Source organism: Arthrobacter sp. Soil761, assembly GCF_001428325.1.
Lineage (GTDB): Bacteria > Actinomycetota > Actinomycetes > Actinomycetales > Micrococcaceae > Arthrobacter.
The window spans coordinates 75589-95409 of sequence record NZ_LMSF01000012.1 but is presented as its reverse complement, the minus strand read 5'-3'; the positions used below and the strand labels follow the sequence as shown (position 1 = coordinate 95409).

The window sequence follows — 19821 nt, the reverse complement described above, 5'->3', positions numbered from 1 at the left end:
TGCCCTCGTTCGCGGTGTAGCTACCGCCCGCCCTCCATTTTCCGGCTGCGCTGTTCCTCAGCCATGGGTCCGTAGGGATAAACGCCGGCCTCTGGCTGGCTGGCCTGGGTAAGCCGGTCCACTTCATCGGCACTGAGCTGCAGTTCGGCGGCGGCGAGGTTGTCAGCGAGCTGTTCCGTGGTCCGCGCCCCCAGAATCACCGAGGTAACAGCCGGACGGTCCGCCAGCCAGGCCAGGGCCACCTGGGACGGGCTCACGCCGTTGGCGTCGGCGATGTCCTGGACGGTGTCGATGACAGCCCACGTGCGCGGGTTCTCGTTGCGCGCCTGCCACGCCTCCATGCCGCGTTTGGGGTTTTCCCCCAGGCGGGTTGCACCGGTAGGCTGCTGGTCGCGCTTGTACTTGCCCGAGAGCCAGCCTCCGCCCAGGGGCGACCACGGCAGCAGGCCGATTCCTGCGTCGAGGGCTGCCGGAACGATCTCGAATTCGATGTCGCGGACCAGCAGGCTGTACTGGGGTTGCAGGCTGACGGGCGGGTTCCATCCCTGGTTGCGTGCAACGTGCACAGCCTTGGTCAGTTGCCAGCCAAGGAAGTTCGAGAAACCGTAGTAGGCGATTTTGCCGCGGCTCACAGCGTCGTCCAGGAAGCGGAGGGTTTCCTCCAGCGGGGTGATCGGGTCCCAAGCATGCATCTGGTACAGGTCGATCTGCTCCACGCCCAACCGGCGGAGGGAATCATCAAGGGCGCGGGTCAGGCGCCGCCGTGAGGTTCCGACGTCGTTTGGTGCCGTCCCCATGGGAAAGCGCCCCTTCGTGGCGATCACCGCCCTGTCCCTCACGTCGGGGCGCTTGGCCAGCCAGCGGCCGATGACTTCTTCCGACACTCCCGCACTGTAGACGTCCGCGGTGTCGATGAAGTTGCCGCCCGCGTCGAAATAGCTGTCAAGGATGGCATGGGATGTCTCCTCCGTCGCCTCCGCGCCGAAGGTCATGGTTCCCAGCGCGTAACTGGTGACCACGGCGCCGCTGTGGCCAAGGGTTCGATGCTGCATGGCTTCTCCTCGTATTCAGTGGTTATGGGGCGGAAAGTGGCGGGCAGCCGCGTCCCTGGTGGTGGTACGGATCCGGTACAGGCTTGTGGTTGCCGTGATGTAGAGGTCCTGGCCGTCGGAACCGCCAAAGCACAGGTTCGAGACCGTCTCGGGCACTGGGAGGGTGTCCAGGAGTTCGAAGGACGGTGAGTAGACCCTTATGGACGGGCCGGCGGAGGTCCAGATCCTGCCTTCGACGTCCACCCTGAGGCCGTCGGCCGGGTGGCCGTCCTCAAGCTCGAGCGTCCCCGTCCTGGCGCTGCAGCGTCCCTCATGGACGTTGTACGTTGCGATCCGCAGCGGAACGCCATAGCGGGAACCGGCTGTATCCGCGACATAGAGAACGGACTCGTCGGGCGAGAAGGCAAGCCCGTTGGGGTGCACCAGGTCGGTGATTTCGGCCGTCATCGATTCGGAACCCGGCTCGAAGCGGAAGACATTGCAGCCACCATATTCCTGCTCACCCTCGTGGCCTTCCCTTGTCCCCGGCAGAATTCCATAGGGCGGGTCCGTGAACCAGATGCTTCCATCGCGGGCGATGACCACGTCATTGGGTGAGTTCAGCCGGTGACCCTCGAAGGAATCCACCAGGCCGGTCACTATGCCTTCGCGGTCGCGCTCCACCCGGCGCTGCCCGTGGCTGCACTGGACCACGCTGCCGTCGGCGTCGAGGGTGCGGCCGTTGGTGAACTCGACGCCCACCGCGTAGTCCCGGGTGGCCCCGGTGGCGGGATTGAACTCGAGGATGCGGTTGTTCGGGATGTCGCTCCACCGCACGGTTTTCGAGGACGGCACCCACACGGGGCCCTCTGCCCAGACCGAACCCGTGAAAAGGCACTCGAGCCGGCCCGTGGTTAGTTCGTCAGCCAATGGAGCTCCTTTGCGTTCCAGGTACCTGCCGCCGGCTTGCCGGCAAGGGGACGGCGTCCCGGCCCGGGGCCACGGATCCCACAGGCCCGAACTTACCCTAGCCCTGGCGTTGGGTCTGCGGGACGCGCAGGCTGCCGTACCTTTCCATCCGGTGCCACCGAAGGTGCACTCCGGCCACTGCTGTGACGACGGCCTGGATGACCACCAGGTACATGAGCTGCCGGTAGACGAACTGCTGCAGGGGAAGCGTCCAGAGCGGGCCGAGCCGTTCCCTGTCGAGCCGGAACGCGTAAGCAGCCATAAGGAATTGAACCGCCAGGAACAGGAGCCACAGCACCCCGATCCGCAGGGGGTCAAGGAAGATCAGGCCGTACAGGGCAAAGACATCAACGACGGGCGCGAAGAGGGGAAGCAGTACCTGGAGGACAAACAGGTAGCCGAGCCCGCGCCGGCCGAGCTTCCCGGCCGCGCCTTTTTGCAGCACAGCCCCCCGGTGCTTCCACATAGCCTGCAGGGTGCCGTAGCACCAGCGGTACCGCTGGCGCCACAGGGCGCCGAGGGTTGCGGGCGCCTCCGTCCAGGCCCTGGCATCCTCCTGGTACACCACGCGCCAGCCGTCCCGGCACAGTGCCATGGTCAGGTCGGTGTCCTCAGCGAGCGTGTCATCGCTGACACCGCCGACGTTGCGGAGGGCTTCGATCCGGAAGGCCCCAATTGCCCCGGGAACGGTGGGCATGCATTCGGCGACGTCGAACAGCCTGCGGTCGAGGTTGAACCCGACAACATACTCGATGTGCTGCCACGCACCCAGGATGCCTCCCCGGTTGGCCACCTTGGTGTTGCCGGAGATCGCCCCCACGCGGGGGTCCGCGAAGGGCTGGATGAGGGCGCGGACTGTATCCGGTTCGAAAACGGTGTCACCGTCCACCATGACAACAAGGTCGTGGCCCGCGGCCTGGATTCCGGCGTTCAGGGCGGACGGTTTGCCGCCGTTCTCCTTGCGGATGACGGTCACGCCGGGCAGGCCGAGAGCCTCCACGATGTCGGCGGTCCCGTCGGTGGAGCCGTCGTCCACCACGATGACTTCCACCGGATGCGTGGAGGCAAGGATGGACCGGACCGCGGCTTCAATTCCGGCGGACTCGTTGTAGGCGGGGACAATCACCGTCACCGGTTCGATGACCGCCGGCCCCACCATCACGTCGACGCGGCGCCTGCCCCGACCAGGCGTGGGGAGGCGCCGCGCTGCGCGGCTGTGGCGGGCAGCGAAGAACATCACCAGGACGGCGCGCACGAAAGTCACGGCGCCGGCGGCAACGAGTCCCCACGAGATGGCCGTGACGACGAAGTCGCTGAGGCGGATGCCCCACACGAACGCAGAGCCGCGAACCTGTTCCACGCTGGATGCGGGGCGCATGCTGTCAATGCCCACCGCATCCCCGACCGTGGTGACGCGGTACCCCTGCTCCGAGAATCGGGAGAGGGCGGAGTCCAGCGCGGCGACGGTCTGTTCCCTGTCGCCGCCGCCGTCATGCATGAGAACCACCTGCCCCTGCGGCCCGGACGGCGTGAGATTGTCCTCGATCGCTCCGGCGCCCGGCGTTTGCCAGTCCTTGCTGTCCATGCTGCTCAGCACGGTGAGGTATCCCTCATCCGCCAGCCCCCGCAGCGCGGACCACATGCTGTCCGTAATGGCCCCGTTGCCGGCGGTGTAGGGCGGCCGCAGCAGAGACGCGGCCCGGCCGGTGACGCCCACAATCGCGTCCTGTCCGCCCTGCACCTCAAGTTCCCGGCGCCAGTCGGGAGCTGGGCCGAGGTCCGTGTGCGTCAGCGTGTGGACCCCCACTTCATGGCCTTCGGCCACGATGCGGCGCAAAAGATCCGGGTTGTCCACCGCTGCGGAGCCCACGACGAAGAAGGTCGCATGGACATGGTGTTCCCGGAGGACGTCGAGGATGCGGGGCGTCCACAGGGCGTCAGGGCCGTCGTCGAACGTCAGGGCGACCGTCCGGTCCGGCGGCCTGACGGACGTTACGGTCCCGCCACGGGAATCCAGCACCGGGCCACCGTGGGAAACGGCATCCGGGACATTCCCGGCGGCCTGGTTCACGGGCACCTGGTCCACGCCGGCACCGCCCGAGTGGTGCAGGTATCCCTGCACCGCCAAAGCCAGCCCCAGCGCCATCAAGGTGGCCAGGAGGACGAACCAATGGGCCCTGACATTCGCGGGCACATTGCTCTTTGCGTTTCTGGTGCCCTTGTTCCGGAGGGTCATGTTACTGGCGGGAAGGGGCCGACGGCCGCGTTGCCTGGCCCGGCGCAACACCGCTGGACCCCGGCGCAACACCGCTGGTACCCGGGGCCGTCCCGCTGGAGCCCGGGGCGGTTCCAGCGGCACCGGGAGCCGTCCCGCTCAGTCCGGGTTGAGTGGGCGCAGCAGGAACCGGAGCAGCAACAGGGGCGGAAGTCGCGACGGCGGTACCGCCCACCGGGGGTGCGGCCGGTGCGGCCGGTGCGGCGGCCAGGGCCACCGGCACTGCCGCCGGGGACTGCTCAACGGGCGGAGCGGCGGGGCCGGACAAGGCTGCGGCAGTGTGGGAATCAGCCGCTGGTGAAGACGGCGGAATTGACGGCTGGTCGTGGGGGCCTGCCGCGGCGGGCAGGGGCAGGAAGGGCGCGGAGACCCCGGAGCCGCCAATGAACGCGGCAAGCACCAGGACGACGTATCCGGCCACCAGCCCGAGAACCCCCAGGCCAATCAGCTGGACCCGCCGGAGGCGCCGTCCTGAGGCATCAACAAAAACGGGTCCGCGCGGGGAACCTGCGGGCAGCTGATCAGAAGTCTTCTCAGGGGCTTTCATCGAGCATCAACCTTAGGGGACCCGGATTGGCTACCACAAAACCCGGGCCCCCGGCCCCTGGCCAACGGCGGGGTGGAAATCCAGGGGCGGGCCGTCACCATTCCACCCAGGCGCCGGCAAAGGCGGGCACCACTTTGGCCGGTCAAAACGAAAACGGCGTTCGAGTGCCACAACCATGGCATTGGTGTCGGATAGAATCCCCTCTCGGCGAGTCCCACTCGCCTCGATACCCGCTAAAGGGCGGAGGTTGACAGCAGAATACAAGGGGAAGCAATGAGGCATGCCGCGGCTAAGGTCCGGGCGCACGGCACCAACGGCTCCGGGGCCAGACGGGACATCCAGGGCCTCCGCGCACTGGCCGTTGGGATCGTCGTCATCTACCATCTTCGGCCTGAAGCCCTCCCGGGCGGGTTCGTAGGAGTCGACGTGTTCTTCGTCGTCTCGGGCTTCCTCATCATCGGCTCCCTTGCCAGGGAAGCGTCAAAGAACGCGTCAATCTCCGTTCCCGAGTTCTACGCACGGCGCATCCGCCGCCTCTTTCCGGCGTCGGCCGTTGTTTTGGTTGCAGTCCTGGCCGGGGCAATGCTGCTGCTTGCCCAAAGCCGCTGGCAGAACATCTCCTCCGATGTCCTGTTCTCGCTGCTCCAGGTACAAAACTGGCATCAGGCCCTGTCCGCAGTCTCATACGCCGGCGCAACGCAGGAAGTGTCTCCCCTTCAGCACTTCTGGTCCCTTGCCGTCGAGGAGCAGTTCTACCTCGTCATCCCGTTCTTCTTCCTTGGCCTGATCTCCGCGGCGCTCGCCACAGGCAAGCCGCCCGGCCGCTTCATCGTTCCGGCGGTGTCCGTGACTGCCCTGGCGTCGTTCGTCTACAGCATCTACCTGAGCGACCATGAACACACCCTCGCGTACTTTGCCACGACGACGAGGATCTGGGAACTCGCCGTCGGCGGGCTCGCCGCTCTCCTGCCGGCACTGCCGAAACCGTCCGGCCGGCTTGCAGCGGTCAGCGGGTGGCTGGGCGTCTCTGCCATCGTCGTCCCCGCTTTTCTCTTCAGTACTGACATTGCCTTCCCCGGCAGCATCGCCGCCATCCCAGTACTCGGGACCGCCATCCTCTTGCGCACTGGCCCTCCAGCAGCAGCCGTTCCGTGGTCCGCTTCCAGGTTCCTTGCCATCCGGCCCATGACGCTCGTCGGAGACGTGTCGTATTCCCTGTATCTGTGGCACTGGCCCGTCATCGTTTTCGCTGTCGCGCTGTTGGGCCGCACGCCACGCATCAGGGAAGCGCTGCTCCTCGCCCTGCTCAGTCTTGTCCTCGCCGTAGCCTCCTACCACCTGGTGGAACAGCGCTTCCGGCACCGCTCAGGGCATGCTGGCTGGAGCGTTTACCGCCGGACTTACGCGATGGCGCTGTGCGGCGCGATGGTGGTGTCCGTTGCAGCGTGGGCGCCGTGGCAGGTAATTGAGATTAAGCGCGCACAACTGTCGACCGAACTGTCGGACCACGATTACCCCGGCGCCCAGGCTTGGTCCACCCGCCCCGCGCCGGTACCTGCCGGCCTCCCCATCCGCCCTGATCCCTCGGTCGCCATGCAGGATGTACCTGCCACCAGCGCCGGGGCCTGCGGCGTTTACGACCCCGCCGTGGTGCCTGACACTGATTGCTGGTTCGGTTCGGTGGCACAGCAGGATGCGCCTGTTGTTGTGGTTGTCGGGGATTCACACGCCGGCCAGTTTGTTGACCCCCTCATTGCCGTATCCCGGAAGATCCCGCTGAGAATCCACGCCCTGGTGCGGAACGGCTGCCCGTTTGCCTTGACTCCGCCGCGGTCCGAGACCACCCTCTACGCCAACTGTTCGAACCAAAATTCCATAACAGCCGAAAGAATCGCGGCAGGAAAACCGGACCTCGTCCTGGTTGCCGGGATGCGCGAGTCCGGTTATAAAAAGGCTCTTGGGTGGTCCTGGGCGCCGGATGCCCCGCTTGTCGAGGGTTATGTTCAGACCCTTTCCCGGCTGCGTGCTGCGGGACTGCGGGTCGCGGTCGTCGCGGACCTGCCGTATCCACAGGGCAACCCGGTGGAATGCATTCAAAAGTATGCCGACCACGGCGCTTGCGCCACGCCTGCCTCGGAGGCCCTTGCGGGCGGGGATGACGCGCTTGTTGGGGCGGCCCGCCGGGTTGGAGGCATTGAAATTGTTGACCTCTCCAGGCTCTTTTGCCGGGACGGCCTTTGCCCGGCTGTCATCGGGAACGTCTTGGTCTATCGGGACAACCACATGACCAATACCTTCGCGAAGTCACTGGGACCGGACCTCGCCGTCGCCTTACGCCTGGGGTAGGTGTCTGTTGCGGTTCCGGCAATCCCACAGACGGCGGCGGGGCCCGCTGACAGCCAGACTTCAATAGCGGCCAGGGATTTCGACGGCGGGACTGATGACCCAGGCGCAGGCTTTGGTTAGGATCAAGGTTCCACGCTCAGTCGTTTGAGGCCTTGGCGCCCGCCGTGCCCCCGGGAGCGCCAAGGAGGCAGAGAGGCCACCATGGACGTCACACAGGCTGCTGAATATCCGCTCGATCCCTTTCCCCACTACGAACAAATGCGTGCAGCCGCTCCTGTCTTCCAGGACGGCCAATCGGGGAGCTGGCACGTGTTCCGGTATGACGATGTTCAGCGGGTGCTGTCCGAGCACGCTACGTTCTCATCCCGCATGGGCGGTGAAAATCCGTCCGGCTCCGGCCAGCTCTTCGCCTCAAGCCTCATCACCGCCGATCCCCCGAGGCACCGGCAGCTGCGCTCCCTGGTGACACAGGCTTTCACGCCAAAGGCCGTTGACGCGCTGGCTCCACGTATCGCCGGCCTCACGGACGAACTCCTGGAGGGGATCGCGGCCCGCGGGAGCGGCGACCTGATCAAGGAATTGGCGTACCCGCTGCCGGTCATCGTGATTTCCGAGCTCATGGGCATCCCGGCGGAGGACCGCGAGCGTTTCAAGCAATGGTCCGACGTGATTGTCAGCCAAACCCGCACTGGCCCGGCCAGCGACGGGCAGGACGCAACCGCCTCAGAGATGATCGAATACTTCCTGGCCCTCATCGACCAACGCAGGAGCCGCCCCGGCAGGGACCTGATCAGCAGCCTGCTGTCTGCCGAGATTGACGGCCAAAAGCTCACGGTCCCTGAACTGCTCGGCTTCTGCAGCCTGCTGCTCGTCGCCGGCAATGAGACCACCACCAACCTGATCGGCAACGCCGTTCTATGTTTGTCTGAGTCGCCGGGCTCTCTCGAGCGTGTCCTTAAGGAGCCGGCCCTGCTTCCCCAAACCCTCGAAGAGGTACTGCGGTTCCGGTCGCCGGTCCAGTCCATGTACCGGGTGACGGTGGCGGAGACGATTTTGGGCGATCAGCGAATCCCGGCCGGGGCACCGGTTGTTGCCTGGATCGGGTCCGCCAACCGCGACGGGCAGCAATTCGAGCGGCCGGCCGAGTTCGACGTTGACCGCAACCCCAACCGTCATCTGGCGTTCGGCCACGGCATCCACTTTTGCCTCGGCGCACCCCTTGCCCGGCTGGAGGCCAGGATTGCGCTGGAGGCACTGCTGGCCCGCTTGCCTGGGCTCTCCTTGGCTCATGAAGCGCAACTGGAGCGGATGGAAAGCACCATCGTTTACGGACTGAAGGCACTTCCCGTCAGGTGGCAGCCTGCCTGACGCACGGACGGCAGAGTCCACGGGGAGACCCCGTATGCACCTGAAGCCGGCACTGCGACCGCCAGCCGCCCGGCATCATTCGGGGGTGCCCGTTTCTGCGGCGTAAGCGGTCGCCTGGGCCCGCACCTGACGGATGTAGGCATCGGACTGGTTGTAGGAGTGGATGGCGTCTGCCCACCCCTGCGGGGTTGTGAGGTCCCGGCCGTGGGCGCACAAATATGTGGCCGCGCTGAGGGCGGCGTCGTCGATGTTGGACGGGTCCGCTGTTCCGTCCCCGTTCCCGTCCCTTCCTGCAAGCCGCCACGTGGAGGGAATGAACTGCATCGGCCCCACCGCGTGGTCCCACCGGGCGTCGTCGTCAAGGGCGCCGCCATCCGTATCCGCGATGGCGGCGAATCCATCGCCGTTAAGGCTTGGTCCCACGATGGGCCCGCTCGCATGGCCGTTGCTGTCCAGGCGGCCGCCGCCATAGGTTCCATGGGCTGATTCGACGAAGCCGACAGCAGCCAGAGTATTCCAGCCGATTCGACACATCGGGGTGGCGTCATTGGCCGTGGCGGCGGCACCAACGTAGGCCCGCAGGGCCCGGGCAGGGATACCGGTCTGGGTGGAAGCCTCCAGCAGCCACTGGGCGTCCGGGCTGCGTGTTACGTTGACGGCGGTGTCGATGCCGGCGGGGCCGAGTGCGAAAGTTGCCCCTGCCCGCGGCGGTGCGGAAAAGGCCACCCGGGCGTCCGCGCCTGGCTGCCGGATGAGCCAGAAGGAGACAGCAGTGCTGATGCAAACGACAAACAGGCTGAAAACAACAAAGCGTTTTACACGGAGCACTGACTAATCAAACCATCAACCGCGAGGGCTGAAGGACGAGCCGGTTCCCAACCCACCATGCAGCGCCCGGGAACATCGTCGGATCCATCTTCTCCAGCACGCAGTATCGGTACCATCAGGCATGGGCAGGAAGAACTACCTCATCGAAGGCGGCTCAGGAACCGGCAAGACCGCTGTCTGCGACGAGTTGCGCCGGCGCGGTTATCACGCAATCAACGGTGACCGCGAACTGGCCTATCAAGGCGATCCTGAGACCGGTGAACCACTCGCCGGCATCACCGGCGTCTCCGTGCACCATCACCATCTCTGGAGGGTGGACGACGTGAAGGCCCTCACCGAAGACCGGCGGGAGGCGGTGACGTTCTTCTGCGGCGGATCCAGGAATCTCTCAAAGTTCATTGAGCTTTTTGACGCGGTGTTCGTTCTTGAGGTGGACCTCGAAACGCTTCGCCGGCGGCTTGATGCGCGCCCAAAGGACGAGTGGGGAGGGCGCCAGGCTGAACGGAAGCTCATAGAACGCCTTCACGGAACACGGGAAGAAATCCCGTCCGGTGCCATTGCGATCGACGCTACTGCACCACTCCAGAGCGTGGTGGATGACATCCTCCACAGGACCGGAACAGGTTCCGGGAGCTAAGCAGGCGGTTTACGAAACCTGCGCGCGATGGTTGTCTGCAAGGACGGCAAGGTCGCGGATCAGGCGCTGTACCTCATGTTCCCGCCTGCTGGAACGCGAGGTCTGTTGAACCGTGCCGGGTCTTGCCAAGGGCCCCACAGGTGGAGCGGGCACCGGCCGCGTCACCGTATGTTCGTCCTTGGCGGCCGGCGGATTGCTTGTGCTCATGCGGCCCCCCTTGGCCTGGTCAATTGGGGGACTGTCCCCCAAGTCGTAGCTGTACGGCCACTTTAGGAAGCCCTGCGGCCACGGGGAAGATATTTTGTCCACTACAGGGATTTATTGTTTCAATCTTGAGCTTGGCTTCATTGTCGGCTGTCGACCAAGAACCCCCACGGCCTCCCGCCGCGAAGGTGCTGCCAGTGACCGGACCATTGCCTTGAACCGCGGCCATGGCGACCATGGAAAGGTGGGAATGAAGGACAGGCAGCGTGGTCTTGCTTTCACCCTTTGCTTGCCGATTGTGGCCTGGGGAACCGCCGGCTGCGCGTATGAGTACAAAGAGACTGTGCAGAGTCCCATGGCGAGCCCGTCCCCAGTCGCTGATTCCCCTGCCCCCTACGTTGACCCGCTCGTCCTGGAGCGCGAGGTCGGAAACTATGCTGAGCTGGACCGGCTTCTTAAGGCAGTACCCGGGCCTGCGCTCCTTTTCGAGGAAGGACCCCTGGATGGCCCCGTCAGGGGGTTTGGCACGATGGCGAAGGTGCCGGCGGCTGGGCTGTACACCGTCACCGTAGCCTGCGTGGGTGGTTCCGGCGCTGTGGTCTCCGTGGGGCAGGAGCATCCCGGCGCCCCCTTTCAGCCGGTGGAGCTGTGCCTGAAGTGCGCAGGGGCCACGTCCAGGGTCCTCCCACTTGAGCAGGGGTACGTTTTTGCGCATCTGGTGCTGCCCGTTCCGGGCGATACGCCGTGGACAGGGGCGGTGGGCGGAGTACGTGTCACCGGTCCCGGCGCGTCATCGTTGGGCCCGTCACCGGATTCTTTGTTGGACTCCTCCAAAATCGAGTCGCCCAGGGAGAACTAGCGTCTGCTGTGAGGCATATTCCATGTAGACGCAAAGGACCAGTTAATGACCATCCAGGCAAACCTTCCCAGCGCCGGCAGCACCGGGACCACCGCGGGCGGAGGCTACGCAATCCTGGAAACCGCCCGCCGGCAGGTTCTCGGGGACGGCATCGGCCTGAACCAGGCCCAGCTCGAAGAGGTCCTCCGGCTCCCGGATGAGGCACTTCCAAGCGCCCTTGAATTGGCCCACCAGGTACGGCTCCGCCACTGCGGGGAGGAAGTGGAGGTAGAGGGCATTATCTCCATCAAGACCGGCGGCTGCCCGGAGGACTGCCATTTCTGCAGCCAGTCCGGTCTCTTTGACTCCCCCGTCCGTGGCGTGTGGCTGGATATCCCGGAACTGGTCAAGGCCGCCAAGGAGACAGCCGCCACCGGGGCCACGGAGTTCTGCATCGTCGCTGCCGTCCGGGGGCCCGACATCAAGTTGATGAACCAGATCAAGTTCGCCATCGACCGCATCACCCAGGAAGTGGACATCAACATCGCCTGCTCGCTGGGCATGCTGACGCAGCGCCAAGTGGACCAGCTCAAGGAGTGGGGGGTGCACCGCTACAACCACAACCTGGAAACGGCACGCAGCTACTTCCCCGAAGTCGTCACCACCCACACCTATGAGGAACGGCTGCAGACCTGCGCCATGGTCAAGGACGCCGGCATGGAACTGTGCTGCGGCGCCCTTATCGGAATGGGTGAAAGCCTGGAGCAGAGGGCTGAACTGGCCGCCCAGCTCGCAGCCCTGGAACCCCATGAAGTGCCGCTCAACTTCCTCAATCCCCGGCCTGGAACCCCGCTGGAGAACCAAGGCATCATGGACGGCAAGGACGCCCTCCGCGCCATCGCCGCCTTCCGCCTGGCCATGCCCCGCACCGTTCTTCGGTACGCCGGCGGCCGCGAACTCACCCTCGGCGACCTCGGCACCCGCGATGGCCTGCTCGGGGGCATCAACGCCGTCATCGTGGGCAACTACCTCACCACCCTCGGCCGCCCTGCCACCGCAGACCTGAACCTGCTCGTGGACCTCAACATGCCCATCAAGGAACTTCAGAAAACGCTGTGAAGAGAGCTTTTCCCTCCATGCATTCAGCCGCCGGGAACTTTTGCGGGCACTGCGGCGAGGCGTTCGACGGCGGCAACCACCCGCCGTCGAACGCCCACCAACGCTGCGGCGAACGCATGGCAATGGAACCGCCGCGGTACTGCGCCGCCTGCGGGCGCCGGATGAAAGTACAGGTGACGCCGCTTGGCTGGACAGCGGAGTGTTCCCGGCACGGCGTGGTGGTGGCCTGAGCCGGGGGCTTCGCCCACGTCTATTGACTATGGTGTGGCACCGCGCTATACCTCAACTAAGTCCAGCAGCAGGCCCCGCTTCAGCTCAGCCGGAGGCCGCTGTGACATCACCCCTATCCCCCACCCGCTGCAGGATCCTGCGCGTCAGCAGCCACCCCGGACCCCACCATGGCATGGGACCGCCCGTGGTGCGTCCGGGTACAGAGGCACCACGCCAATGACCCCGTTCTTTACGTGAACCAGCAAACCCCTGCTTCCTGAGGAAGTGCCGCAGTGGACACGATTCCGACAGTGCTCCTTGTCATCGGCGTTGCGTTCGCCTGGATCGGCCTGACCGTCCTCGTGATCGTCCATCTTCGCCGCCGAAGGAACGGATCCACCCTGGTGGCATCAGCGCCGTCTACCACGGTCCACCTTCATGCAAGGCCATGGCACAGCCGCATGCGCCGAAACCGTGCCGCTCCACACCCCCGGAGGGTAAGCCTGCGGCGGGCACGGGGCCGAGGCAATACCCCCCACATCTGATCACTGTCTCGAAAGCAGCGCCGCGCTGGACCCTTGCATACTGAAAGCACCGCCATGGTCCCAGGCACCAAATCGCCTCAAGGAAGATAAGCCGTGTACCGCCTTCTTCGCTTTGCAGGCCCCGGCAAAGTAGAGATCATCGAGAGCCAGAGCGTTGCCCTCCAGCCCGGAGAGGTTCGGGTCCGCACCCTGTTTTCGGGTATCTCGGCCGGGACCGAGATGACCGCGTACCGGGGCACTAATCCCTACCTGACCTCCGTATGGAATCCCGGGATCCGCCTGTTCCAGCAGGATCTACGTGAACCGCGGCTTGGCTACCCCCTGGACGGGTGGGGATACTCGGAGGTCGGAGAGGTCGTGGAGGTTGCTGCCGTGCCCGACCCGGTCGATGAGGGGAAGGACGCCGGCCGGCCTGTTAAAGTCGGAGACACCGTCTGGGGCATTTGGGGGCACCAGTCCGAGGCTATCCTGCTGGCAAAAACCGTGGCCGGTCACCAACTGCCCGAGGGCATGGACCCGCTCGCTGCCGTATTTGTGCGGGTGGGAGCGATAGCCCTGAACGCCGTCCTGGCAGCTGACCTGGGGGTGGGTTCGACGGTTGCCATTTTTGGCCAGGGCGTCATCGGCCTGCTGGCCACCCGCTTCGCCGTTTTGAACGGCGCGACGGTGATCGCAGTTGACGGAATCAGGGTGCGCCAAAACAAGGCACTCGCTTGGGGTGCGGAGGAAGCCTTGGCGCCGGACCCGGATCCCGCAGCCCGGATTCGCGAACTTACCGGCGGCATGGGGTGCGATTGCGCCATTGAACTCAGCGGGAACTACCGCGCCCTCCACGAGGCCACGCGGGCCGTGGGTGCCGATGGCACAGTGGTTGCTGCCGGCTTTTACCAGGGCGGCGCGGCACCTCTCCGCCTGGGAGAAGAGTTCCACCACAACCGGGTCCAGATACTCGCCTCGCAAATCGGTTCGGTCCCAAACCGGCTGCGCACCCGGTGGAGCGTTCCCCGCCTGGAACAGACAGTGATCGCTTCGATCGCGTCCGGCGCCCTGGATGCAGCCTCGCTGGTGACCCACCGGTTCGACATCGCAGATGCTGCCAAGGCCTACGAGCTGTTGGATAACAATCCCGAGTCTGCCCTTCAGACAGTTTTGGAGTTCCGATGATCCCGCTCACCGTACAAGAGCAGCACCTGCCCGGTAGCTGCCTGGAGGAGAAATTTGAGAGAGCCGTTGCCTGGGGCTTCGACGGAATTGAGCTCCGCGCCCAAGGCGACCTGGGTTTCCAGAACCGTCTGTCCGAGCTTCGGCGCGCACGGAAGAACGGAGTGGTCATGCCCACCGTATGCGTGGACATGCTTCACTTCATCGGAGACTTTGACGAGGCCCTCCGTCGGGACGCCGTGGTTCAACTTCGATCCCAGCTAAGTGTCATGGCCGAGCTGGGGGGCCGGGGCGCCGTAACCCCGGCCTCCTACGGCATGTTTTCAAAACGCCTTCCCCCGTTCAGTCCGCCGCGAACCCAGGAGGAGGACACGGCCGTGCTTGTTGATGTTCTCGGTCAACTTGGCGGGCACGCCGCGCGCGAAGGCGTAGAACTGTACCTGGAACCCTTGAACCGGTACGAAGACCACATGGTCAACACACTCGCCCAGGGCGTGGAACTGCTGCGGAAAGTCGGACTCGGTTCGGTCAAGCTTGCCGCAGACACCTATCACATGAACATTGAAGAAGCAGATCCCGCTGCGGCCCTGGAGGCAGCGGGCGCTTTCGTCGGCCACGTCCAGGCCAGCGACTCCAATCGACTGGAACCGGGCGCCGGCCACATCGACTGGGCTCGGATCGGCGCCGCCCTCAAGGCCATGGGGTACCAGGGAACAGTGGCCCTCGAGTCCCGGCTTTCCGGTCCCCCTGAACTGGTCCTGCCCCGGGTCCCGGAACTGCTCAGACGCTTCCTCTGAGACGCTGGCCTTCCGGGGGATAATCCATCGGTGGCCGGCGCCTTTGTAGAACGATGCTTTCTTGCCGCCGCTGAACGCCCTCCTACATCCGTCCTGAGGCAAGATCTGCGTCGACATTCGCATCCGCACCGCTCATGTCCTGCGAACTGTCCGAACGCACCGTCTCTTCCTTGGACGCCTGCATTGAGCGCCAGACTGCTGCCCCGGCTGCCAACGCTGCGAGCCCTGCGATCCACCACCACACCCGGAAGGCCGGCTGCCGGGACCTCACCGGGCCGCGTCTCTTGGCTCGTGCGGCCGGTTTCGGGCCAACGCGCTTAAGCTGTCCCTGGACCCGTGGCGTCAGTGTCTCCACACCCCCGGCAAGCTCATCGGCCAACCGGCGCAACAGCGCCTGGAGGCGGGGAGAAGCGGTCTCGATGCCTGCATCCAGCCCGGCCACCGCCCGCTGAAGCGCAGCCTGCACACCAGGCGTGGCCCATTCCCTGCCTCTGGCCAGCTGGCCCATGAGGTTCTCGGAGAGATGATGGACCCGCTCGGTTTCAGTCATTGCTGCTCTGCGCATGGATGCCTCCTTGATGTAATGGATGACGACAGACTAGGGCGCGAAGAAGTGCCCAAACAGGGTCTTTGGAACCAAGACAGGTATCCGGGGCGTCCCGGCGCTCCAGAGGTACAGGGTGCCATGACCAAAGCCCCTACTCCGCCATTGCCTGCGCTATCACGCTGGGAGTTGGGGGTAGCAGCTCCCGGGTCACCGGCGGGCGCGCGTTTGGTCAGGCAGGAGGGTCCCCATGACAACGCAACCACAGCCCGGAGTGCCGCTCGTTTCGGGCGCCGCCGGCAAGGGGTTCTCCTCGTTCACGAGGCGCCATCCCTTGCCTGTTTTCTACCTCCTCGCATTTTTCATCTCCTGGGGCGGAATGGCTGCCATTCTCAGTGCAGGGCACCTAACCGTAACCTGGGCCGCGGCGGCGCTCCCGGCAGGGCCCGCCGCAGCCGGCGTTTCCCTTACCGCCCTTCTATACGGCCGAACAGGGCTTCGGGAACTCGGGACCCGGCTGCGCCAATGGCGGGTGGGCCCCCGGTGGTACCTTTTCGCCCTTCTTACTGGCCCGATCGTCATGGCTACGACGGCGGCCTTGGTCTCGATGATGTTTCCGGGTTACTACGCGGGCACGACCACACTGGAGGGGACAGCGGCCATTATCCTGGGCGGCCTCCTGGTCGGGCTCGCGGTCGGCATCCTGGAAGAGCTTGGCTGGACGGGCTTTGCCCTGCCCAGGCTCCGTAGGCGTTACGGCATTCTTTTGACTGGCCTCATCATGGCCCTGCTGTGGGGAACCTGGCACTACCCGATGTTCGCGGACAGCACTGACCCTTCAGGAGCTATGCCAAACGCGGTTATCGTGGCGGTGTTCCTGTTTGCCTGGCTGCCCCCATTCCGGGTGCTGATGGTGTGGGTCTACGACCGGACAGGGAGCCTCCCGCTGGCGATGCTCATGCACGCGCCGCTTTCGGCAGGGGCGTTCATCAACTCTTTCATGGCATCAGGTACGGCGACCGGAATGGCGGTCCTGATGCCGGCACTGCTTTGGGGTGCTGCATTCTGGACGATTGTTGCGGTTGTCTTCCTCGTCAAAGCCCGTCGACTTCGGGACGCAAACCCTTAGCGCACCACCTTGCGGTGGCCTGCGTCCAACCGCTGGGTCCACCCCCGCGAATCGAGGTGTTCCAGCAGTGGAACCGCTATCCGGCGCGTCGTTCCGAGGGCTTGGCGCGCCTGGCTGGTGGTAAAGGGCTGCTCCAGGCCGGCTAGGGTTCGCATCGCAAGGGCCGGCGCCGTTGGCAGCAGCACCACGCCGTCACGCAGCCGTAGCAGGCGGCCCGAGCGTTCTGCAGCAGCCAGCTCCCGCGTGCCCAAACCCAGCGCGGCCAGCTCCTCGGATTCCGGGGCCTGGAACGTATGCGTGGTGAGCCTGCGCTCCAGCTCGGCAATTGCCGGTTCGATGGGGCCAAGGTGGCCCCGGCTGCCGGGCAGCCGGATGTGGCCTGCGTCCTGTTCCAGGGCGGCCCCACGGATGACATGGGAAAGCAGCTTCTCGTCGGGCAGGCGAAGCAGGTTGCGGGCTGCCCCCATGGAAAGGCCCGGCGCCAAGGGATCGGATTCCTGCAGCGCCTGGACTGCGTTGCGAAGCTGGTGCTGCCAGGCCTCAAGGACAGGAGCGTGCACCCACCAGTCGTCGATGACCTGCACGCCGGGCGGCCCTTCCGGGTCCTGCCCGGACAACAGCCCGAGCCGGCGCAGATGCTCCACCTGCACGGCTTTGCGGGCTGCCACCTCCCCCAGCACGTCGCCCGCCGGGTCCATGACCGCAAGCCGCTGGGCCCAGTGGGCGCCGTCTCCGCGCCGCCGCAAGGCCGGTGGATCGGCGTCGAGGATGCGTGCCCCGCCCAGCACAGAGCGGCTTCCGGGGTCGCGAAGCACCAGCCGGTCGCCCAGGACGAGAGGCAGGTGCCTGTCAAGGACGAGCCTGGCGTGGTCGGCGCCGAAAGGACGCAGCCTGGCCGGCACGGACGCGGTGCCAACATGGACCATGAGCTGCTCCGGCACATCCGTATACGCCACACCGGTGGTCCGTTGGATGCCCACGACGCCGGTGGTGGGCCAGGCATCGGGGGTGAGCAGCGCATCACCGCGCCGGATGTCCGTGGCGGAAACGTCGCGCAGGTTGAGGGCCACACGGCTGACTGGCGCCACCGAGGTGTACGAGGTGTCGCGGCTTTGCAGGCCACGGACGACGACGGACCGGGAACCAAGGTGACCAAAGAGGCCCAGCCGGTCCCCCTGGACGATCGTTCCTGCGGCCAGCGTTCCGGTCACCACGGTGCCGGAACCGGTGATCGTGAACGACCGGTCCACCCACAGCCGGACCCGCCCATCTGTGGCGGGTTGGGGCACACTGGCCAGGACGCCGTCGAGCGCTGAACGCAGCTCAGCCAGGCCGGTGCCGTCGATGGCGGACACGGCAACGGCCGGGGCATCCCTCAGACCAGTCCCGGCCAGCTCCACCCGGGTGCGTGCCAGGACGTCCGCCACCCGCTGGCTGGACGCCCGGTCCGCGCGGCTGAGGACCACCACGCCGTGCTCGATGCCCAGCGCCGCCACGGCGTCCCGGTGGTCACTCGACTGGGCCTGCCAGCCTTCGTCGGCGGCGACGACGAAACACACCACCGGCGCGGGTCCGATGCCGGCAAGCATGTTGCCCAGGAAACGCTCGTGGCCGGGGACGTCGACGAACGCAACGTCCTGCCCGGACGGCAACGTGGTCCAGGCGTAACCCAGGTCGATGGTCAGCCCGCGGCGCCGTTCTTCTTCCCAGCGGTCCGGCTCCATGCCGGTAAGGGCGCGGACAAGGGTGCTCTTGCCGGAATCGACGTGACCGGCCGTGGCAACGACGTGCACGGTTCAGCCCGCCCTGCCTGCATCCGCAGCCTCGAGGGCTGCCAGCGCCTGCCGAATGGCCTCGAGAATCCGGTCGTCGTCCGCGGCGGGCACGCACCGCAGATCGATCAGGCAGGAACCGTCGTGGACGCGCGGAAGCACGGCGGGATCGCCGGTACGCAGGAGCCGCGCCAGTCCTTCGGGGAGCCGGAGCGCCCACCCGGGCAAGGCAAAACCGGGGGCGCCCCCGCCGCCTACCCTGCCGTCATGCGGCACCACCGCTGCCCCGAGTTCCTGGGCCAGCCGTTCCGTGCGGCGCCGCAATTGCCCGACGTCGGCGTGCAGCGCCTGTACGACGGGCGGCATTCCGCCGGCCACGGTCGCCTCCAAGGCAGCGAGGGCAAGTTTGTCGGCCCGGACGGCCCGGGCAAGCGGGTGGCGGGCCAACCGGGTGATGACCTCCTTGCGGCCCAGCAGCAGGCCCGCCTGGGGTCCGCCGAGAAGTTTGTCGCCGCTGGCGATGACGACGTCGGCCCCGGCCGCCAAAGCGGAGGCAACATCAGGTTCATCAGGGAGGTGCGGGTCGGGTGCCAGCAGTCCACTGCCAAGGTCGGCCACGAGCGGTACTCCGTGTGCCTGCGTCAGCGGGGCCAGTTCATGCAGCGGAACAGCGGAAGTGAAACCGTCTACCCGGAAGTTGCTCGGATGGACCTTCAGCACGCAGCCCGTATCGGCGCCGAGGGCCGCGGCGTAGTCGTGCAGGTGGGTCCGGTTGGTGGTGCCCACCTCGCGAAGCCTTGCCCCTGTCGATTCCATCAGGTCGGTGAGCCTGAAGCCTGCACCGATCTCAACGAGTTCGCCGCGGCTCACCACCACGTCCCGGCCGGCGGCCAGGGCTGTAGTGGCCAGTACCAGCGCCGCTGCTCCGTTGTTGACCACCAGTGCGTCCTCAGCGGCGGGACAGGCGGCGAGCAGTACCGCCCGGGCCCCGGCGCCACGGCGGGAGCGGTTTCCGTCAGCCAGGTCGAGTTCCACGTCAACGTAGCCGCTGGCTGCGATAACAGCTTCGACCGCGGCCGCGGAAAGGGGTGCCCGCCCCAGGTTGGTGTGGACGATGACCCCGGTGGCGTTCAGCACCGGGCGGAGGGTTGTTGCCTTGCGGTCAGCGACGGCGGCCAGCAGGACTGGCTCCACCTGGCCGGGAGGAAGGTCACCGCGCCGGGCCTGGTCCTGGATGTCCCGGACGAGTTCGCGGATCACACGCTCACTCAGCCGTGACCGGGCTTCGCGGACGGGCGGCAGTGCCAGCAGGTCGTCCGTGCGGGGAATCAGGCGGCGGGGATCGACGTGGTCCACAGCCCTCCTCATATCGCGGCATTCACTGCCGAAAGTTGGCGGTGGCGGACGGGAATCGAACCCGCCAGGCCGAGATGCTCAGCCGCACCGGTTTTGAAGACCGGGGGGCCCACCAGGACCCGGACGCCACCGCGCCTCAATATAG

General features: G+C 66.1%; 18 protein-coding genes and 1 tRNA gene. 9 read left to right on the top strand and 10 right to left on the bottom strand.

The features are described from left to right. Window positions 1-20 precede the first annotated feature (20 nt). From ASG79_RS08565 to ASG79_RS08550, 4 genes are all read right to left on the bottom strand, one after another. On the bottom strand, window positions 21-1052 hold the full coding sequence (locus ASG79_RS08565; RefSeq protein WP_056390162.1) for an aldo/keto reductase: 1032 nt from the start codon (window positions 1050-1052) through the stop codon (window positions 21-23). Between the two features lie 15 nt (window positions 1053-1067). Next, window positions 1068-1961, bottom strand: coding sequence for an SMP-30/gluconolactonase/LRE family protein (locus ASG79_RS08560; protein ID WP_056390159.1), 894 nt, complete (start codon window positions 1959-1961; stop codon window positions 1068-1070). A gap of 97 nt (window positions 1962-2058) precedes the next feature. After that, window positions 2059-4194 carry a bifunctional polysaccharide deacetylase/glycosyltransferase family 2 protein gene (locus ASG79_RS08555; RefSeq protein ID WP_235509771.1) on the bottom strand — a complete coding sequence of 712 codons (2136 nt, stop codon included), beginning with the start codon at window positions 4192-4194 and terminating at the stop codon, window positions 2059-2061. A gap of 43 nt (window positions 4195-4237) precedes the next feature. Next, complete coding sequence (locus ASG79_RS08550; RefSeq protein ID WP_056390152.1) at window positions 4238-4822, bottom strand: hypothetical protein; 585 nt, start codon at window positions 4820-4822, stop codon at window positions 4238-4240. A 273-nt stretch (window positions 4823-5095) separates the two neighbouring features. Between ASG79_RS08550 and ASG79_RS08545 the strand changes: the two genes are divergently transcribed. Together ASG79_RS08545 and ASG79_RS08540 are read left to right on the top strand one after the other, a co-directional pair. Further along, window positions 5096-7168, top strand: coding sequence for an acyltransferase family protein (locus ASG79_RS08545; protein WP_056390150.1), 2073 nt, complete (start codon window positions 5096-5098; stop codon window positions 7166-7168). A 201-nt stretch (window positions 7169-7369) separates the two neighbouring features. Then, on the top strand, window positions 7370-8536 hold the full coding sequence (locus ASG79_RS08540; protein WP_056390148.1) for a cytochrome P450: 1167 nt from the start codon (window positions 7370-7372) through the stop codon (window positions 8534-8536). Between the two features lie 75 nt (window positions 8537-8611). Here the strand turns inward: ASG79_RS08540 and ASG79_RS08535 are convergent, their stop codons facing one another. Further along, window positions 8612-9364, bottom strand: coding sequence for a lytic transglycosylase domain-containing protein (locus ASG79_RS08535; protein WP_018771012.1), 753 nt, complete (start codon window positions 9362-9364; stop codon window positions 8612-8614). A gap of 121 nt (window positions 9365-9485) precedes the next feature. Here ASG79_RS08535 and ASG79_RS08530 point away from each other — a divergent pair, with 121 nt between their 5' ends. Then, window positions 9486-10001: a hypothetical protein gene (locus ASG79_RS08530; protein ID WP_018771013.1), complete on the top strand. Its 516-nt coding sequence runs from the start codon at window positions 9486-9488 to the stop codon at window positions 9999-10001. A 9-nt stretch (window positions 10002-10010) separates the two neighbouring features. Here ASG79_RS08530 and ASG79_RS23495 read toward each other — a convergent pair whose 3' ends face one another. Next, window positions 10011-10208, bottom strand: a complete 198-nt coding sequence (locus tag ASG79_RS23495) for a hypothetical protein (RefSeq protein ID WP_156400190.1) — start codon at window positions 10206-10208, stop codon at window positions 10011-10013. A gap of 352 nt (window positions 10209-10560) precedes the next feature. On the opposite strand from ASG79_RS23495, the gene ASG79_RS08525 reads away from it, so the two are divergent. From ASG79_RS08525 to ASG79_RS08505, 5 genes are all read left to right on the top strand, one after another. Then, on the top strand, window positions 10561-11064 hold the full coding sequence (locus ASG79_RS08525) for a hypothetical protein (RefSeq protein ID WP_223995009.1): 504 nt from the start codon (window positions 10561-10563) through the stop codon (window positions 11062-11064). A 45-nt stretch (window positions 11065-11109) separates the two neighbouring features. After that, a complete protein-coding gene (gene bioB, locus ASG79_RS08520) occupies window positions 11110-12162 on the top strand; it encodes a biotin synthase BioB (RefSeq protein ID WP_056390141.1) in 1053 nt (350 codons plus the stop codon). Next, entirely contained in the window at window positions 12159-12392 is a 234-nt protein-coding gene (locus ASG79_RS08515; protein ID WP_223995005.1) for a hypothetical protein, read from the top strand. Before bioB ends, ASG79_RS08515 begins: the two co-directional genes overlap by 4 nt. 618 nt (window positions 12393-13010) lie before the next feature. Continuing rightward, the gene (locus tag ASG79_RS08510; protein ID WP_056390138.1) at window positions 13011-14081 is read left to right on the top strand and encodes a zinc-dependent alcohol dehydrogenase; all 1071 of its coding nucleotides are present in this window, start codon (window positions 13011-13013) and stop codon (window positions 14079-14081) included. Continuing rightward, window positions 14078-14875 carry a sugar phosphate isomerase/epimerase family protein gene (locus ASG79_RS08505; protein ID WP_056390136.1) on the top strand — a complete coding sequence of 266 codons (798 nt, stop codon included), beginning with the start codon at window positions 14078-14080 and terminating at the stop codon, window positions 14873-14875. Before ASG79_RS08510 ends, ASG79_RS08505 begins: the two co-directional genes overlap by 4 nt. A gap of 82 nt (window positions 14876-14957) precedes the next feature. Here ASG79_RS08505 and ASG79_RS08500 read toward each other — a convergent pair whose 3' ends face one another. Further along, window positions 14958-15440: a hypothetical protein gene (locus ASG79_RS08500; RefSeq protein ID WP_056390133.1), complete on the bottom strand. Its 483-nt coding sequence runs from the start codon at window positions 15438-15440 to the stop codon at window positions 14958-14960. A 229-nt stretch (window positions 15441-15669) separates the two neighbouring features. On the opposite strand from ASG79_RS08500, the gene ASG79_RS08495 reads away from it, so the two are divergent. Beyond that, window positions 15670-16548, top strand: a complete 879-nt coding sequence (locus ASG79_RS08495; RefSeq protein WP_018771019.1) for a CPBP family intramembrane glutamic endopeptidase — start codon at window positions 15670-15672, stop codon at window positions 16546-16548. On the opposite strand, the gene selB is transcribed toward ASG79_RS08495, so the two are convergent. The 3 genes from selB to ASG79_RS08480 all read right to left on the bottom strand — a co-directional run bounded on the left by selB (window position 16545) and on the right by ASG79_RS08480 (window position 19807). Then, a complete protein-coding gene (gene selB, locus ASG79_RS08490) occupies window positions 16545-18341 on the bottom strand; it encodes a selenocysteine-specific translation elongation factor (protein ID WP_056390129.1) in 1797 nt (598 codons plus the stop codon). The two genes, ASG79_RS08495 and selB, sit on opposite strands and share 4 nt — an antisense overlap. A 3-nt stretch (window positions 18342-18344) precedes the next feature. After that, window positions 18345-19676, bottom strand: coding sequence for an L-seryl-tRNA(Sec) selenium transferase (selA, locus tag ASG79_RS08485; protein WP_144599680.1), 1332 nt, complete (start codon window positions 19674-19676; stop codon window positions 18345-18347). Between the two features lie 36 nt (window positions 19677-19712). Next, window positions 19713-19807: transfer RNA gene (locus tag ASG79_RS08480), tRNA-Sec, on the bottom strand. Between the last annotated feature and the right edge of the window lie 14 nt (window positions 19808-19821).

Coding starts and splice junctions, on each gene's coding strand:
- ASG79_RS08565 (WP_056390162.1), bottom strand. CDS start 1,052: ATGCAGCATCGAACCCTTGGCCACAGCGGCGCCGTGGTCACCAGTTAC.
- ASG79_RS08550 (WP_056390152.1), bottom strand. CDS start 4,822: ATGAAAGCCCCTGAGAAGACTTCTGATCAGCTGCCCGCAGGTTCCCCG.
- ASG79_RS08545 (WP_056390150.1), top strand. CDS start 5,096: ATGAGGCATGCCGCGGCTAAGGTCCGGGCGCACGGCACCAACGGCTCC.
- ASG79_RS08540 (WP_056390148.1), top strand. CDS start 7,370: ATGGACGTCACACAGGCTGCTGAATATCCGCTCGATCCCTTTCCCCAC.
- ASG79_RS08530 (WP_018771013.1), top strand. CDS start 9,486: ATGGGCAGGAAGAACTACCTCATCGAAGGCGGCTCAGGAACCGGCAAG.
- ASG79_RS23495 (WP_156400190.1), bottom strand. CDS start 10,208: ATGAGCACAAGCAATCCGCCGGCCGCCAAGGACGAACATACGGTGACG.
- ASG79_RS08525 (WP_223995009.1), top strand. CDS start 10,561: ATGGCGAGCCCGTCCCCAGTCGCTGATTCCCCTGCCCCCTACGTTGAC.
- bioB (WP_056390141.1), top strand. CDS start 11,110: ATGACCATCCAGGCAAACCTTCCCAGCGCCGGCAGCACCGGGACCACC.
- ASG79_RS08505 (WP_056390136.1), top strand. CDS start 14,078: ATGATCCCGCTCACCGTACAAGAGCAGCACCTGCCCGGTAGCTGCCTG.
- ASG79_RS08500 (WP_056390133.1), bottom strand. CDS start 15,440: ATGCGCAGAGCAGCAATGACTGAAACCGAGCGGGTCCATCATCTCTCC.
- ASG79_RS08495 (WP_018771019.1), top strand. CDS start 15,670: ATGACAACGCAACCACAGCCCGGAGTGCCGCTCGTTTCGGGCGCCGCC.